The 13,688-nt window shown below is 61.8% G+C and carries 14 protein-coding genes; 7 read left to right on the top strand and 7 right to left on the bottom strand.

Annotated elements, in window-relative coordinates; genetic code table 11:
• Positions 1-9 precede the first annotated feature (9 nt).
• On the bottom strand, positions 10-2,088 hold the full coding sequence (glgX, locus tag QWE_RS20870) for a glycogen debranching protein GlgX (protein WP_006728163.1): 2,079 nt from the start codon (positions 2,086-2,088) through the stop codon (positions 10-12).
• 137 nt (positions 2,089-2,225) lie between these two features.
• Between glgX and QWE_RS20865 the strand changes: the two genes are divergently transcribed.
• Positions 2,226-2,417, top strand: a complete 192-nt coding sequence (locus QWE_RS20865; protein ID WP_006728162.1) for a DUF3008 family protein — start codon at positions 2,226-2,228, stop codon at positions 2,415-2,417.
• On the top strand, positions 2,414-3,202 hold the full coding sequence (locus tag QWE_RS20860; RefSeq protein WP_040300828.1) for an SDR family oxidoreductase: 789 nt from the start codon (positions 2,414-2,416) through the stop codon (positions 3,200-3,202). Before QWE_RS20865 ends, QWE_RS20860 begins: the two co-directional genes overlap by 4 nt.
• Before the next feature lie 22 nt (positions 3,203-3,224).
• Here the strand turns inward: QWE_RS20860 and QWE_RS20855 are convergent, their stop codons facing one another.
• Positions 3,225-3,713 (bottom strand): MgtC/SapB family protein, encoded by a 489-nt coding sequence (locus tag QWE_RS20855; RefSeq protein WP_006728160.1) that lies wholly within the window; start codon positions 3,711-3,713, stop codon positions 3,225-3,227.
• 37 nt (positions 3,714-3,750) lie between these two features.
• Positions 3,751-4,137 carry a hypothetical protein gene (locus QWE_RS20850; protein WP_006728159.1) on the bottom strand — a complete coding sequence of 129 codons (387 nt, stop codon included), beginning with the start codon at positions 4,135-4,137 and terminating at the stop codon, positions 3,751-3,753.
• 198 nt (positions 4,138-4,335) lie between these two features.
• On the opposite strand from QWE_RS20850, the gene QWE_RS20845 reads away from it, so the two are divergent.
• A complete protein-coding gene (locus QWE_RS20845; RefSeq protein ID WP_006728158.1) occupies positions 4,336-4,728 on the top strand; it encodes a response regulator in 393 nt (130 codons plus the stop codon).
• Between the two features lie 7 nt (positions 4,729-4,735).
• Here QWE_RS20845 and QWE_RS20840 read toward each other — a convergent pair whose 3' ends face one another.
• The gene (locus tag QWE_RS20840; protein WP_006728157.1) at positions 4,736-5,356 is read right to left on the bottom strand and encodes a riboflavin synthase; all 621 of its coding nucleotides are present in this window, start codon (positions 5,354-5,356) and stop codon (positions 4,736-4,738) included.
• Between the two features lie 230 nt (positions 5,357-5,586).
• Between QWE_RS20840 and QWE_RS20835 the strand changes: the two genes are divergently transcribed.
• From QWE_RS20835 to QWE_RS20820, 4 genes are all read left to right on the top strand, one after another.
• Positions 5,587-6,519: a 1-phosphofructokinase family hexose kinase gene (locus QWE_RS20835; protein ID WP_040300835.1), complete on the top strand. Its 933-nt coding sequence runs from the start codon at positions 5,587-5,589 to the stop codon at positions 6,517-6,519.
• Positions 6,520-6,667: 148 nt separating this feature from the next.
• Positions 6,668-7,795, top strand: a complete 1,128-nt coding sequence (exbB, locus tag QWE_RS20830; RefSeq protein WP_006728155.1) for a tonB-system energizer ExbB — start codon at positions 6,668-6,670, stop codon at positions 7,793-7,795.
• 4 nt (positions 7,796-7,799) lie between these two features.
• A complete protein-coding gene (gene exbD / locus QWE_RS20825; protein ID WP_006728154.1) occupies positions 7,800-8,282 on the top strand; it encodes a TonB system transport protein ExbD in 483 nt (160 codons plus the stop codon).
• Positions 8,279-9,118 (top strand): energy transducer TonB, encoded by an 840-nt coding sequence (locus tag QWE_RS20820; protein WP_006728153.1) that lies wholly within the window; start codon positions 8,279-8,281, stop codon positions 9,116-9,118. The genes exbD and QWE_RS20820 overlap by 4 nt, the downstream gene beginning before the upstream one ends.
• Here the strand turns inward: QWE_RS20820 and QWE_RS20815 are convergent.
• The 3 genes from QWE_RS20815 to QWE_RS20805 all read right to left on the bottom strand — a co-directional run bounded on the left by QWE_RS20815 (position 9,105) and on the right by QWE_RS20805 (position 13,635).
• Positions 9,105-10,646, bottom strand: coding sequence for a bifunctional aminoglycoside phosphotransferase/ATP-binding protein (locus tag QWE_RS20815; protein WP_006728152.1), 1,542 nt, complete (start codon positions 10,644-10,646; stop codon positions 9,105-9,107). The two genes, QWE_RS20820 and QWE_RS20815, sit on opposite strands and share 14 nt — an antisense overlap.
• 125 nt (positions 10,647-10,771) lie before the next feature.
• Positions 10,772-12,313 carry an L-piperidine-6-carboxylate dehydrogenase gene (amaB, locus tag QWE_RS20810; RefSeq protein ID WP_006728151.1) on the bottom strand — a complete coding sequence of 514 codons (1,542 nt, stop codon included), beginning with the start codon at positions 12,311-12,313 and terminating at the stop codon, positions 10,772-10,774.
• Between the two features lie 38 nt (positions 12,314-12,351).
• Complete coding sequence (locus QWE_RS20805) at positions 12,352-13,635, bottom strand: NAD(P)/FAD-dependent oxidoreductase (protein WP_006728150.1); 1,284 nt, start codon at positions 13,633-13,635, stop codon at positions 12,352-12,354.
• Positions 13,636-13,688 lie beyond the last annotated feature (53 nt).

The following is a 13,688-nucleotide window of genomic DNA, read 5'->3' as shown; positions in this document are numbered from 1 at the left end:
ACGTGCCGGTCAGGCGCGTCTGAGGAGCGCCAGCGACCGTGCCTCCAGCCTGAAGGCCTTGCCCTCTTCCGCGATATCGCCGTGTCTCTCCACGTCGAAGGTCGTCAGCTCGAGTTGCCAATCTCCGCCGCCTGTTTCAGGAAGGACAAAATCAATGTCCTCGGCAACCGGATTGAAGAGCAGAAGCGCCTCCTGCCATACACCCTCTTCGCCCTCGAGGTCCGGCCTCAGCAGCTTCAATGCCAGCGGGTTGCCATCGTACCAGTGCTCGGCTTCCTGATGGCCGCCTTCTACATGGTACCAGTCGATGATCATGCCATCGCGCCAGTTCGAGCGGCGCAGCAGAGGCTGCTCCTTGCGAAGAGCAATCAGCCGGCGTGTGAATTCCCGAAGGTCTTCACAGGTCTGCGGAAGGTCTTCCCAGTGCAGCCAGCTGATCTCGCTGTCCTGACAATAGCCGTTGTTGTTACCCATCTGCGAGCGGCCGAATTCGTCGCCTGCCAGCAGCATGGGCGTGCCGTGGGAGAAGAACAGGGTGGCCAGGAGGTTACGCTTCTGGCGGTCGCGGATCGCATTGATATCCTCATCGTCCGTCGGCCCTTCGTGGCCGTAATTGTGGCTGCGATTATGGTCGTGGCCGTCGTTGTTGTCCTCGCCATTCGCTTCGTTGTGCTTCTGGTCGTAGGACACGAGGTCGTTGAGGGTGAAGCCGTCATGGGCGGTGATGAAGTTGACGCTGGCCCAGGGACGGCGGCCGCGCTGGTCGTAGATGTCACCCGAGCCGAGCAGACGGGCGGCAAAGTCTTGAGAGGTGTTGTCGGCGTTCAACCAGTACTCGCGGGTTGAATCGCGATACTTGTCGTTCCATTCAGCCCAGCCAGGCGGGAAGCCACCGACCTGATAACCGCCGGGGCCGATGTCCCAGGGCTCGCCGATAAGCTTCACCTTCGACAGGATCGGGTCCTGGGTGACGGCGTCGAAGAAGCCACCGCGCTGGTCGAAACCTTCCGGCTCTCGGCCAAGGATGGTGCCGAGATCGAAGCGGAAGCCGTCGACATGCATTTCCTCCGCCCAGTAACGCAGGCTATCCATCACCATCTGCAGGACACGCGGATGGGACGTGTTGACCGTGTTACCGGTGCCGGTGTCGTTGATGTAGTAACGATGGTTGTCCGGCATCGTCCGGTAGTAGGAGAAATTGTCGATGCCCTTGAAGGAGAGCGTCGGGCCGAGTTCATTGCCTTCAGCCGTGTGGTTGTAGACGACGTCGAGAATGACTTCGATCCCGGCATCGTGGAAAGCGCGGACCATGTCGCGAAAGCCCGCCAGGCCTTTGGGACCGTAGTAGCGGCTCGCGGGCGAGAAGAAACCGATCGTGTTGTAACCCCAGAAGTTATGAAGCCCCTTGTCCATCAGGTGGCTATCGTCCGGGAAGGCATGCACCGGAAGGAGCTCGATCGAAGTGATGCCGAGGCTCTTTACGTAGTCGACCGCTGCCTTGTGGCCGAGCCCCTCGAACGTGCCCCTGAGATTGTCAGGGATCGCGGGATGCAGTTTGGTGAAGCCTTTGACATGGGTCTCGTAAACGATCGTTTCCGCCCAAGGGATACGGGCGAAGCCGTTTGAAATGCGGCTTTCGTTCGGATCAATGACCCGGCATTTCGGCGAGCAGGAAGCGCTGTCGAGTGCGTTGAAGGAGAGATCCTTTTCTTCCGCGTCGAAGTCATAGCCGAAATGCGCCTTCGACCAGGCAAAGTCGCCGACGATTTCCCGGGCATAGGGGTCGAGGAGCAGCTTGTTCGGATTGAAACGATGACCGTTTTCCGGCTCGTATGGTCCGTGAACGCGGTAGCCATAAAGCTGGCCGGGCCTCACGCCCGGCACATAGCCATGCCAGACTTCGTTTGTGTATTCGGGAAGCTCGAGGCGAGCGATCTCGACGCTGCCGCTGTCATCGAACAGGCAGAGCTCAACGCGTTCCGCATGGGCGGAAAAGAGGGCAAAGTTCGTGCCCTCTCCATCGAAGCACGCGCCGAGACTGTGCCATTCGCCCGGCGTGACATGAAAATGCGTGCTCTTGGCGTCCATCTGATCCTCTGATGTCTGGAGTTGCGCAGCTTAATTCCCGAACGCGAAGCTTTGTTCCGAGCCCTTCTCCGGCAGGAACTTTCAGTGCCTTTCCCGGTTTGCCCTGCAGCGAAACCACACCAACAGGAGGGCGACAGATGCCGGCGAAATCAAAGGCACAGCAGAAGGCGGCTGGCGCAGCACTGGCCGCCAAGCGGGGCGAGGCAAAGGTGTCCGATCTGAAGGGCGCCTCGCGCAGCATGGAAAAGAGCATGAGCAAGAAAGAGCTTGAAGAGCTCGCCTCGACGAAGCGTCAGGGCAAGCCCGAGCATGTCGAGGGCAAGTCATGAGCCGCGACGAACTTAAAGGGAGAACCGCCCTGGTGACCGGAGCGGGCTCCGGGATCGGCAAAGGGGCATCTCTCAATCTGGCCAAGAGTGGCGCTTTCGTCGGCTTGTTAGGGCGGACCCGAGAGGAGTTGGACGAGACGCTCGCCGAAATCCGTGGGGCCGGTGGCGAGGGAATGGTGCTGGTCGCCGATGTAAGTGATCACAACGAGATGGAAGAGGCGCTGGCGCGACTGGTCAACGAACGAAAGAGGCTGGACATCGTCGTCGCAAATGCCGGGATCAACGGCACCTGGGCGCCGATCGATGACCTCAAGCCCGAGGAATTCGACAAGACGATCGCAATCAACCTTCGCGGCACCTATCTCACCCTGCATCACGCCGTGCCGCATATGAAGAAGAACGGTGGCTCGATCGTGGTGATTTCCTCTATCAACGGGACCCGAACTTTCACCTCACCAGGTGCGACAGCCTATTCGGCGACCAAGGCCGCCCAGCTCGCCATGGTACAGCAACTGGCGCTCGAACTGGGCCGCCATCGCATACGGATCAATGCTATCTGCCCGGGTGCAATCGAGACCGACATCGACGACAACACGCATATCCGTAAACAAACTCGGACCGAGGTCCCGGCGAAGTTCCCCGACGGCGATATTCCGCTGACGGGTGGGGAATCGGGCACGATTGAGGAGGTGGCCGATGTGATCGGCTTTCTCGCGTCTGACGCGTCGCGTCATGTGACCGGCACGCCGATCTGGGTCGATGGTGGCCAGAGCCTGTTGAGGTAGGATCGCCTTGCCGAGCGCGGCTTCAGTCGCGCTCGGGAGGAAGGGGCAGCCGGTTCTCGATCAGCCGCAAGAGCCAGAGGACGCTCAGCGCAAAGCCGCTCGCGATCAAGCCGATCTGCCAGAAGCCGAGACCGCAGGAGAGGCCGATAGAGCCTGCGAACCAGAGGCCAGCACCGGTTGTCAGTCCCTTCACCTCGCCCTTGTTGAAGACGATCATGCCTGCAGCAAGAAATGCAACGCCTGCGGTCACGGCTTCGACCAGGCGGATCGGATCCAATCGAATTTCGTCACGATCGAATGCACCGTGATGGGCGATCTCGATTGTCAAAATCGCCACGATCGCCGCCGAGAGGCAGACAAGAATATGCGTACGCAAGCCGGCAGCGTGGCTGCGCCATTCGCGCTCCAAGCCGATACAGGCACCGCAGACCATCGCGATCAGTAGCCTGATAACGATGGCCGACAGTTCCAGAGTGGTCGCGGTGCCGAAGCTGTTCAGTTCAGAGGGCATTTCCGGATTCCCTGACGATACCGATTTTCTTCAGGGATTAATGCTTCCGGTCGCTGGCGATGGTCGATGTGTAGGAGGCAGAGACCGGGTCACTGGCCGGGAAGGTATCTTCCAGACCCTCCTGTAGGGCCGAGTCGCTATTCTTGCTGTCCGCCTTTTCGTGCTGCTCCTGGCGCAGGCTTTCGACCGCATCGCTCGGCTCATCGGCGCCGTCACCGCCTTCGCTTTCGGCGGTTGCGCCGAAGCGGCTTGCCTGCACGAGCAGAACTTGTGCCTTCTGCAGGGCGTTGTCTCGGTTCAGGCCGCCGTTTTCCGACTGTGCCATATGGACCGATACCTTCTCGCCACCGTCCCCGAGGAATTCGACGACAAAGCCACCTTTTGCATCGTGGCCTTCAATGACTTCCGTTCCGATGATCTGCATGGATGATCTCCCGTGGTTTCCGGGATGGGAAACGCGTGGCTTCGCAGGGATGTTCCATCGGGCCGCAGGTTCCATTTATGCGAGTAACATATGCTTTGCTTGGGCTGTTAAGTCTATGTTTACCATATCGTTTGGCAATTTATGAAAATCTGAACAAACAGGGGTTGTGGGCGTTGTGGTGGCAAAAGGAGAACTAAGATGAGACCAGGACAGCCCCTTGCCATCGATACGATCCTCATTGTCGAAGACGATGTCTTCATTTCCATGGATGCCGCCGATGCGGTGGCGCGCGCCGGCGTCAACGTCATCACGACCGAGACGGTCCGAGATGCGCTCGAAATCCTCGAAAGCGAGCATGTGTCAGGGGCGATCCTTGATTTCAAGGTTCGCGACGGCGCCGTGACGCCGATCGTTCAGCGGCTGCGCCGCAGCGGTATACCCTTCCGCATCGTCTCGGGATCAGCCATCCGGGAGATTGAGGAGAACGGCATACCGCCGGAGCTTTGCGCACCGAAGCCCGCCGACTACAGGAAGGTGCTCGTTTCCATCATGAATGACGTCAACGCACCGCCTCCAGGCGGTCAGCACTGAGTTCAGTTCATGCACGCTTGGACATCAGACGTTCAAGCGTGCGTTCCACCACATCGACCATCACCATGGTCTGGTGATCGACCTCAATGTTCAACGCATCACCAGGCTTGTAGCGTGGAAACGTCGTTTGGCGGAGCGTTTCCGGGATCAGGTTGATCGTGAACGTGTCGTCTTCGGCCTCCGCAACCGTCAGGCTTGCGCCGTTCACGGCAAGATAGCCCCGCTTGAAGACGTATTTCGCCCACTCTTCGGGCACGCGAAAACGGATGAAAGCGCCGGGCATTTCCATCTTCGCCGCTACGAGTTCGGCGGTTGTCGCGATGTGTCCGGCAATGTTGTGACCACCATTTTCATCGGTCGGCTTGGCAGAGCGTTCGATGTTGACGCGGTCCCCGGCTTTAAGCGTGCGCAGATTGGTGCGCTCGAGCGTTGCGTCCATGGCGTCGAAAGTGACGACAGTGCCCTCCATCGAGGTTACGGAGAGACATACGCCTTCGACCGAGACGCTAGCACCCAGTTGCAGATCCACCATCAGCCGCTCTGGGAATTGTACGTAAAACGTCGTGTAGCCGTCATGTGGGATGACGGACTTGATCGGGGCGACTGTCTGGACGATGCCGGTATACATGCTGCTTTCCTCGGTAAATGCGTTGAAAAGGTAATGTCTCAGGCGCCAAAGACAATGCCCCGCGGCAATACCTCAGTGTTCACCATCTGGGCAATCGGGAACGGGGTGATCTCCCATCAGTTGAGCACCTGCGGCTTTCGACCGGGTTGCGGACAGGTCCCTGGCTGTCCTAGATCTGTCGTAGCTTTGTTGCAGTCTGGCACTCCGACTTTTCCATGGTGGCCCATTCGATGACCAAAATCCTTTGCCTCGCGCTCAATCCTGCGATCGACATTTCCAGCGAAGCGGAGGTGGTGCGTCATACTCACAAGACCCGAACCTACAATCAGCAGCAGTTTCCAGGTGGCGGCGGGATCAATGTCGCCCGGGTCATCGTCACCCTTGGCGGGACGTGCGAATTGATGTTCCTGTCGGGTGGCGCCACCGGCGAACTGCTCGAGGCGATGTTGAAGCCTTTGCCGATCATGGAGCAGACGTTTCGCATTCACGATCCCGTTCGGGTGGCTTTTGCCGTGCACGAGACCTCGACCAATCTGGAATATCGTTTCGTGCCGGAAGGCCCGCTGGTAACCGAGGCAGAGCTCGAGCCTGTATTCGATGCGGTCGCCGCCAGCGATGCGGATTATGTCGTCGCAAGTGGCAGCCTGCCGAGGGGCGTGCCTGATGACACCTATGTGCGTCTTGCGGATCTTGTCGCTGCGCGGGGTGGCAGGTTCGTCCTCGATACGTCCGGGGCTCCGCTTTCGCAGGCGTTGTCGCGGTCGCGCATGTTCCTGGTGAAGCCGAGCCTCGGTGAGTTCGAAGCCTTCCTGGGGCGTAAGCTGGCGCATGACGAGGTGGGACCTGCAGCACAAGCGCATGTTCGCACGGGCGCTGCCGAACATATTGCCGTCACCCTGGGGGGCGACGGTGCGATCCTTGCCTCTGCCGATGAGATCATTCGCCTGCCGGCAATCAATGTGCCGGTCAATTCTGCGACCGGGGCGGGCGATAGCTTCGTCGCGGGCATGGTGTGGTCACTTGCCAAGGGCAATGCCATCGGCGACGCCTTCCGTTTCGGCCAGGCGGCCGGTGCTGCGGCGGTCATGACGCCGGGCACAGAGCTCTGCCGCCAGACGGATGTCGTCGATCTCTACGAGCGCGAGCGGCAAAAAGGCAGCTGATCGCCACCGAGCGATTGCGACGGCGGGAAAACCGCGCTTTGGTTGTTTTATTACTTGTCACCGATTATCAAGTTTTATATGGGGAAGGCAGCGTGACGGCGCGGCGATGAGCGCCTGATTTTTATCACAAGTTCATAAGGAGCTCCCAATGCCGCTCAACCATTCGGGACCTTCGCTGAAGCGATTTGGCTTTCTTCTTGCTTTTCTTCTCTCTGCATCGTTGGTGCAGGCGCAGCAGTCGGCTCCGGCGGCCACGGAAACACCTGTCGTCTCGCCTCAGACTGGCGCGACAACTGCGCCGACCGTGAATGAAGGGTCAGCAACCTCGCCTCGCGTCGTGACGCAGCCCGACGCTTCCACGCACCCGGCTGCCCAGGGCGCACCTGCTCCGGTCGCGCAGGCCCCGGCGTCCGATCCTGCCAATTCCCAGTCTGACGCGCAGCCGGCCGATGCCGCCGGCGTCGAAGCCGCGCAATCTACGACGGATGCTCTTCCCTCCGAGGTCGGTGCTGTCCCCGCCGACACGGGCACGGATGTGCCGCCGATGAAGGCCATGCCGCATGATCTCTCGCCGGAAGGCATGTTCATGGCAGCAGACTGGGTCGTGAAATCGGTGATGATTTCGCTGGCCGTGGCTTCGGTTCTGACCTGGACGGTGTGGCTTGCGAAATCTTTGCAGCTTTTCGGTGCGCGGGCACGCGCCAAGCGCGGCCTCAAGGCCGTCGCGAATGCCCGCCAATTGCGTGACGCTCTTCAGGTACTTGAAAATCGCGGTGGTGTGGTGGCGACCATGGTTCGCGCTGCCCAGCATGAGGTCAGCCTTTCAGATGCGGCAATCGATCAGGTTGGTGGCGAAGGCGTCAAGGAGCGCGTTGGCTCGGCGCTGGCGCGGATCGAAGCCGGTGCGGGACGCCGCATGTCGAAGGGCACGGGCGTTCTCGCCAGCATCGGCTCGACTGCACCCTTTGTCGGTCTCTTCGGTACAGTCTGGGGTATCATGAATTCGTTCATCGGCATTGCCGAGACGCAGACTACCAATCTCGCCGTCGTCGCGCCGGGTATCGCCGAGGCACTGCTGGCCACGGCCATTGGTCTCGTCGCGGCAATTCCGGCCGTCATCATCTACAACGTCTTTGCGCGATCCGTGACGGGCTATCGCCAGCTTCTCGCCGATGCCGGTGCCGGCATCGAGCGGCTGGTCAGCCGTGATCTCGACTTCCGCAAGAGTGCCCGCATCGCCCAGGCGACTAAGGCCATGGCGATGGCGGCGGAGTAAACCGATGGCCGGTGGTATCAGGGAAAACGGTTCTGGCGACGATCTGGCCGAGAACCACGAGATCAACGTGACGCCCTTCATCGACGTCATGCTGGTGCTGCTGATCATCTTCATGGTGGCGGCACCCTTGTCGACTGTCGATGTGAATGTCGATCTGCCCGCTTCGACGGCGAAGCCGGCCGAACGTCCTGACGAGCCGGTTTATGTCACTCTCAAGGAAGACATGAGCCTGGCGCTTGGAAACGATACCGTAGCACGCGAGACGCTCGGCACGTCGCTCGACCGGATGACCGAAGGTAACAAGGACGCGCGCATCTTCCTGCGTGCCGACAAGACGGTCGACTATGGTCAGTTCATGGAGGTCATGAACCTCTTGCGAGATGCGGGCTATCTGAAGATCGCCCTCGTTGGGCTGGAAGCGGTTGCGGCCGCGCCGGCGCCTGACGGTGCTGCAGCAGCGGCAGAGCCGGTAGGACCGGCACCATGATCGAGCCTCGCTCCACGAAACGGATCCTTGGTGAAGGGCTGTTGTGGACAACGGCCGGTGTGCTGATCGCCACGGCCCATGCGGGTGCGGTGGCTGTCCTATTGCGCGAACCGGACATGGTGATGGCCGATAGCGGACCGCCGCCAGCGATCATGATCGAACTTGCGCCGGAACCCGAGGCTGTCATCACCGACGAGACCGAGATCTCGACCGAACAGGTCGATGCGGAAGAGGTAAAGACCGCAACCAGCGAGCCGCTGCCGGAACCCATTCCGGAGCGTGTGGAGCAGCCCCTCCCTGAGCCGCCGCCTCCGGAGCCAGAACCGGAGCCTGAGTTCGCAGAGCTTCAACCCGAAGTCCCGCCGCTGATCGAGCCCGAGCCGCTACCGGAACCTCTGCCGGAGATCGAGAAGAAGAAGGAACCGGCGCCGAAAAAAGTGGTCAAGAAGCAGGCCACGCCTCCCGCCTCGCAGGCGGCTCGCACGGCCAAGGCGGAGGTCGCCCAATCGACCCGCAATGCGGCCGCTGCCACAGCCAGCGGTGCCGGTCCCGGTGTTTCGCCGGCGAGATGGCAGTCGCGGCTGATGTCGCATCTCGAGCGCCGAAAGCGTTACCCCAGTGCTGCCCGCAGCAACCGGGAAGAAGGCACCGTCTATGTCCGGTTCCGGATCGATGATTCCGGCAATGTGCTGTCCGTGTCGCTGTCTCGCTCGTCAGGCTTTCCGACGCTCGACAACGCGGTTCTCGACATGGTGCGGGCTGCGTCGCCGGTGCCAGCACCCCCTGTCGGGGTCAACAAGACGATCACGGCGCCCGTCCGCTTCAACCTTCGCTGAGCTTCCGTGCAGCCACCAGATCCAGCGCCTCCTGCGCAACGGATGCCGGGGGTCTTGCCGCATTGATGCGATGCCAGCCTATCGGACCGGTTCCGCTCTGCAACTGTTTGTCGAGCACGCTCACCGTGGCGTCCGAGTCGGCAACCGGTCGGGCCTCGACGCGAGCTCTGAGAACAGCCGGGTCCGCCTCCAGCCACAGTCCGAGGAAAGGCACGCGTTTTGCCCGCGCGACTTCCTCGATCGCCGTTCTTTCATCAGCATGGGCGAAGACGGCATTGGCGACAACGCAGCCACCCGATCTCAGAACCAAGTCCGCCTTTTCGGCGAGGGTCGCATAGACGCGTGCTGACATCTCCGGCTTGTAGGCTTCCTGCGGCATGGGATGTCCCCGAGGATGGCCGAGCATTGCGCGGCGCAGGCGGTCGCTCTCGAGCAGGCGTGCTCCCGGAGCAAGCCCCAGGCGAGGTGCTATCGCTTCGGCGAGGGTGGATTTGCCCGAGCCGCTCAGTCCCCCGATCGCGACCAGTACCGGCTCCTTTCGCTGCAGCAGCTTGAGCGCCAGATTGCGATAGGCAATCGCTTCCTCTGCGTTGTGGCCAGAGCGGTCTCCGAGATCGCGGACTAGTGTCGCGCCGACATGAGCGCGGATCGCGGCCCTCAGCGCCAGGAGAAAAGGCATGAGCCCGTAGCCGGTGTCGTCGCCAGTTCGGTCGAGGTAGCGATTGACCACGGCACTGGCGTAATCCGGCAGGTTTCGATGCCAGAGGTCCATCAACAGGAAAGCCAGGTCATACAGGATGTCGGTCGTCGCAAGGCTTTCGTTGAAGTCGATGCAGTCGAACATGCGCGGACCTTCGGGCCCGAGGAAGATGTTGTGCAGATGAAGGTCGCCGTGGCAATGGCGGATCATGCCTTGGCGTTCGCGTTCGTCGAGCAAGCTCGCGTGGCGGTCGAGGGCCTCACGGAAGAGGCTGTTCACCAGATTTGTCTCGTCGGCCGAAAACAGAGACACCGCGGAAAAAGCGGCATGGTTGATATCGAGAACGGCGGCGAGGTTGGCCTGGCCGCTGCCGGTGTGCAGCACCTCCGCTATGCTGTGGAAGTCCGCGATGCGTTCGGCCGTTTCTTCCATCAAGGTCTTCGGCAGACTGCCGGCTTCGGCCATCCTGTCGAAAAGCTTGTCTTGGGAGAAGCGGTGCATTTCGACCACGTAGTCAATGGGTGACGCTTCGGCGTCGAATGCGAGTTTGCCGGACGTGTCCCGGCCGATCGCCCTGACGCCGGAATAGATTTCCGGCGCGGTCCGCGAGTTCAGATCCACCTCTGCATGGCAATAGTGTTTTCGAAGATCGAGCGTCGAGAAGTCCGCATAGGGCAGCTTCACCGCGCGCTTCAGCTTGTAGGCCTTGTCGCCGGCCAGAAAGATCAGGGAGATGTGGGTTTCGATCACCTCGACAGGCGAGGTGATGCCATGGCTCAAGGGATCGCGGAGAAAGGCGATGGCGGCGGACTGGTCCTCGACTGGCATGCATCCCTCACATATGACGGCTGCTTCAGTCTCACTCATCCGATGGTCAAAGGCCAGCGCCTGGCGCATGGACCTTTGTCGCAGGAAAGAAGAGCCGGCGGTTGGCCGCCGACCCTTTCATAGCTTTACTCGATGTCGAACTTGACGCCCTGGGCGAGCGGCAGAGTGCGGCCGTAGTTCACCGTGTTGGTCTGGCGGCGCATATAGGCCTTCCAGCTGTCAGAGCCGGATTCGCGTCCGCCGCCGGTTTCCTTTTCACCACCGAAGGCGCCACCGATTTCGGCGCCCGAGGGGCCGATGTTGACGTTGGCGATGCCGCAGTCCGAACCACGGTCGGAGACGAAGGCTTCGGCTTCGCGGATGTCGTTGGTGAAGATCGACGAGGAGAGGCCCTGCGGCACATCGTTGTTGAGGGCGAGGGCGTCGTCGAAGTTCGCATACTTGATGACATAGAGGATCGGCGCGAAGGTTTCCTCGACGACCGGGCCGCACTGCTCCGGCATCTCGACGAGGGCCGGGCGCACGTAAAAGGCCTCAGCTGCTTCGTCAGAGCGCACGCGGTCACCGCCATGCACCTTGCCGCCATTCGCCTTCGCCGCTTCGAGCGCGTGCTGCATGCGCTCATAGGAGCCCTTGTCGATCAGCGGTCCGATCAGATTGCCGGCTTCCAGCGGGTTGCCGATGGTGACGGAGCCATAGGCCTTGATCAGGCGCGGCACGAGCGTGTCGTAGACGCTTTCATGCACGAAGAGGCGGCGCAGCGTGGTGCAGCGCTGGCCGGCGGTGCCCATGGCCGAGAAGGCAACGCCGCGGAGCGTCAGATCGAGATCAGCAGTCAGTCCGACGATGGCGGCGTTGTTGCCGCCGAGTTCGAGGATCGAGCGGCCGAAGCGGGCGGCGACACGCGGGCCAACTGCGCGGCCCATGGCGGTGGAGCCGGTCGCCGAGATCAGCGGGACCTTCGGGTGGTCGACCAGTATCTCGCCGATGTCACGGCCACCGATCAGCAGTGTTGAGAGATTGGCCGGGGCCTTGCCGCCTTGCGCGTTGTAACGCTTCACGGCCTTCTCGAAGATCGCCTGGGTGGCGATGGCGGTGAGCGGGGTCTTTTCCGACGGCTTCCAGATCGTGGAGTTGCCGCAGACGAGTGCAAGTGCCGCATTCCACGACCAGACGGCGACGGGGAAGTTGAAGGCCGAGATGATGCCGGTGACGCCGAGCGGGTGCCAGGTTTCCATCATGCGGTGTTCGGCGCGTTCCGTCGCGATCGTCAGGCCGTAGAGCTGGCGAGACAGGCCGACGGCGAAATCGCAGATGTCGATCATTTCCTGGACTTCGCCGAGGCCTTCGGAGGTGATCTTGCCGACTTCGATGGAGACCAGGCGGCCGAGTTCGGTCTTGGCGGCGCGCAGCTCTTCGCCGAGCAGGCGGATCAGTTCGCCGCGCTGCGGTGCGGGCACGAGGCGCCATTCGAGGAAGGCCTTGTGGGCAGCGTCGATCGCCTTGCGGGTGTCGTCGGCAGAGATCTCGGCGACGGCTGCGATGGCCTCGCCGTTGATCGGCGAGCGAACCGAAAGCGTGCCGCCGGTCAGGGCCTTGGCGTCGACGCCGAAGCTTGCCATCAGCGATGCCGTTTCGGCGGAAAACTTGAGAGTGGCGAGGGTCATGATGGTCCTTCCGTCAGGTCTACCTGGTTCTTGTTCGTTCAAAATCGTGCGCCGGCCAGATGCGCCACCTGGGCGCCGGCCTCGTACCATGCTTCCTTAAGTGTGCGGAAGGCTGGTGCTTGTGGATCAGTCAGCGGCAAGGGCAATTCTTCCTCGGTGATCTGGCCGAGGATGCGACTTGCAATGGTCTTGCCGAAGACGGTGCCGGGTGAGATGCCTCGGCCATTGTAGCCGGAGAAGCCGATGACGCCGGGCGCAAACTTGTGGAAGCGAGGCAGGGCGTTCGTGGTCATGCCGATCTGGCCATACCATTCGCTCTCGAAGTCCACGTCGCCGATCTGGGGGAAGATGGCCTTCAGCGCGCGGCGTGCCCAGGCGCGATGGATCGAAAGGCCCGTGCCGCGCAGGGCGCCAACGCTGCCGAAGACCATGCGGCCCGCCTTGTCCATGCGGAAGGACGAGAGCACTTCCTTGGTGTCCCAGCAGCCCTGACGCTCCGTCAGTATCGACTTACGCAAGTTGTCGCTAAGCGGAACGGTAGCAAAGTTGAAATAGGGCAGATGCACCTGCTCCTCGCGGACGGCGGCGAAGGGGCCGTGGCTATACGCATCGGTTGCGACGACGATCCATTGGGCATCGACTGTGCCTTCCGGCGTCGAGACGCGCCATCCCGATGAGGCCTTCTCATAGGATGTCACGGGGCTTGCGGTATGCAGGATGGCTCCAGCTTTCATCGCCGCATGGGCGAGGCCCCGGGCGTAAGCAAGCGGTTGCAAGGTGCCGGCCCGGCGATCGAGCAGCGACCCCCGGTAGGCTCGGGTGCTGATCTTGGATTCCGTTTCGGCCTTGTCCAGCAAGTCGACGGGCGCGCCGCGGCGTTGCCATTGCTCGGCGCGTGCCTCGATTTCCTTCTGGCCGGCGCTGCCCACGGCGCAGTGCAGTGTGCCCGAGCGCTCCAACTCACATTCGATCCCGTGGCGATCGATCAGTTCCATCACGGTGCGTGGCCCGTTGCCGAGAAGATCCAGCAGCCGTTCGCCATAGACTGGGCCGAGTTCGCCCGGCAGGTCGTCGGGCATGACCCACATACCGGCGTTGATGAGGCCGACATTGCGGCCCGCGCCTCCGAAGCCGATCTCTTTTGCTTCGAGGAGGATCACGCTGGTGCCGGCTTCGACGAGGTGCAGGGCTGCGGAAAGCCCGGTATAGCCGCCGCCGACGATCACGACATCCGCAGTTGCGGCGCCGTGAAGGGGCGCCGTCTGGGGCGCGGCAGGGGCCGTCTTTTCCCAAAGTCCGTGGGAGCGAGGATCGTTCAGCATGGTGTGGCCCCGAGATCTGCAATGTGCCGGGGCTGGCCGCACGAGATCACTGT

Origin of the sequence: Agrobacterium albertimagni AOL15 (assembly GCF_000300855.1) — a bacterium.
In the GTDB taxonomy this organism is placed as follows: Bacteria; Pseudomonadota; Alphaproteobacteria; order Rhizobiales; family Rhizobiaceae; genus Allorhizobium; species Allorhizobium albertimagni.
This window is presented reverse-complemented; position numbering and strand designations above follow the sequence as displayed.

Excerpts from the sequence above, each read along its gene's own strand:
- glgX (WP_006728163.1), bottom strand. The coding sequence starts at position 2,088 with ATGGACGCCAAGAGCACGCATTTTCATGTCACGCCGGGCGAATGGCAC.
- QWE_RS20865 (WP_006728162.1), top strand. The coding sequence starts at position 2,226 with ATGCCGGCGAAATCAAAGGCACAGCAGAAGGCGGCTGGCGCAGCACTG.
- QWE_RS20860 (WP_040300828.1), top strand. The coding sequence starts at position 2,414 with ATGAGCCGCGACGAACTTAAAGGGAGAACCGCCCTGGTGACCGGAGCG.
- QWE_RS20855 (WP_006728160.1), bottom strand. The coding sequence starts at position 3,713 with ATGCCCTCTGAACTGAACAGCTTCGGCACCGCGACCACTCTGGAACTG.
- QWE_RS20850 (WP_006728159.1), bottom strand. The coding sequence starts at position 4,137 with ATGCAGATCATCGGAACGGAAGTCATTGAAGGCCACGATGCAAAAGGT.
- QWE_RS20845 (WP_006728158.1), top strand. The coding sequence starts at position 4,336 with ATGAGACCAGGACAGCCCCTTGCCATCGATACGATCCTCATTGTCGAA.
- QWE_RS20840 (WP_006728157.1), bottom strand. The coding sequence starts at position 5,356 with ATGTATACCGGCATCGTCCAGACAGTCGCCCCGATCAAGTCCGTCATC.
- QWE_RS20835 (WP_040300835.1), top strand. The coding sequence starts at position 5,587 with ATGACCAAAATCCTTTGCCTCGCGCTCAATCCTGCGATCGACATTTCC.
- exbB (WP_006728155.1), top strand. The coding sequence starts at position 6,668 with ATGCCGCTCAACCATTCGGGACCTTCGCTGAAGCGATTTGGCTTTCTT.
- exbD (WP_006728154.1), top strand. The coding sequence starts at position 7,800 with ATGGCCGGTGGTATCAGGGAAAACGGTTCTGGCGACGATCTGGCCGAG.
- QWE_RS20820 (WP_006728153.1), top strand. The coding sequence starts at position 8,279 with ATGATCGAGCCTCGCTCCACGAAACGGATCCTTGGTGAAGGGCTGTTG.
- QWE_RS20815 (WP_006728152.1), bottom strand. The coding sequence starts at position 10,646 with ATGCCAGTCGAGGACCAGTCCGCCGCCATCGCCTTTCTCCGCGATCCC.
- amaB (WP_006728151.1), bottom strand. The coding sequence starts at position 12,313 with ATGACCCTCGCCACTCTCAAGTTTTCCGCCGAAACGGCATCGCTGATG.
- QWE_RS20805 (WP_006728150.1), bottom strand. The coding sequence starts at position 13,635 with ATGCTGAACGATCCTCGCTCCCACGGACTTTGGGAAAAGACGGCCCCT.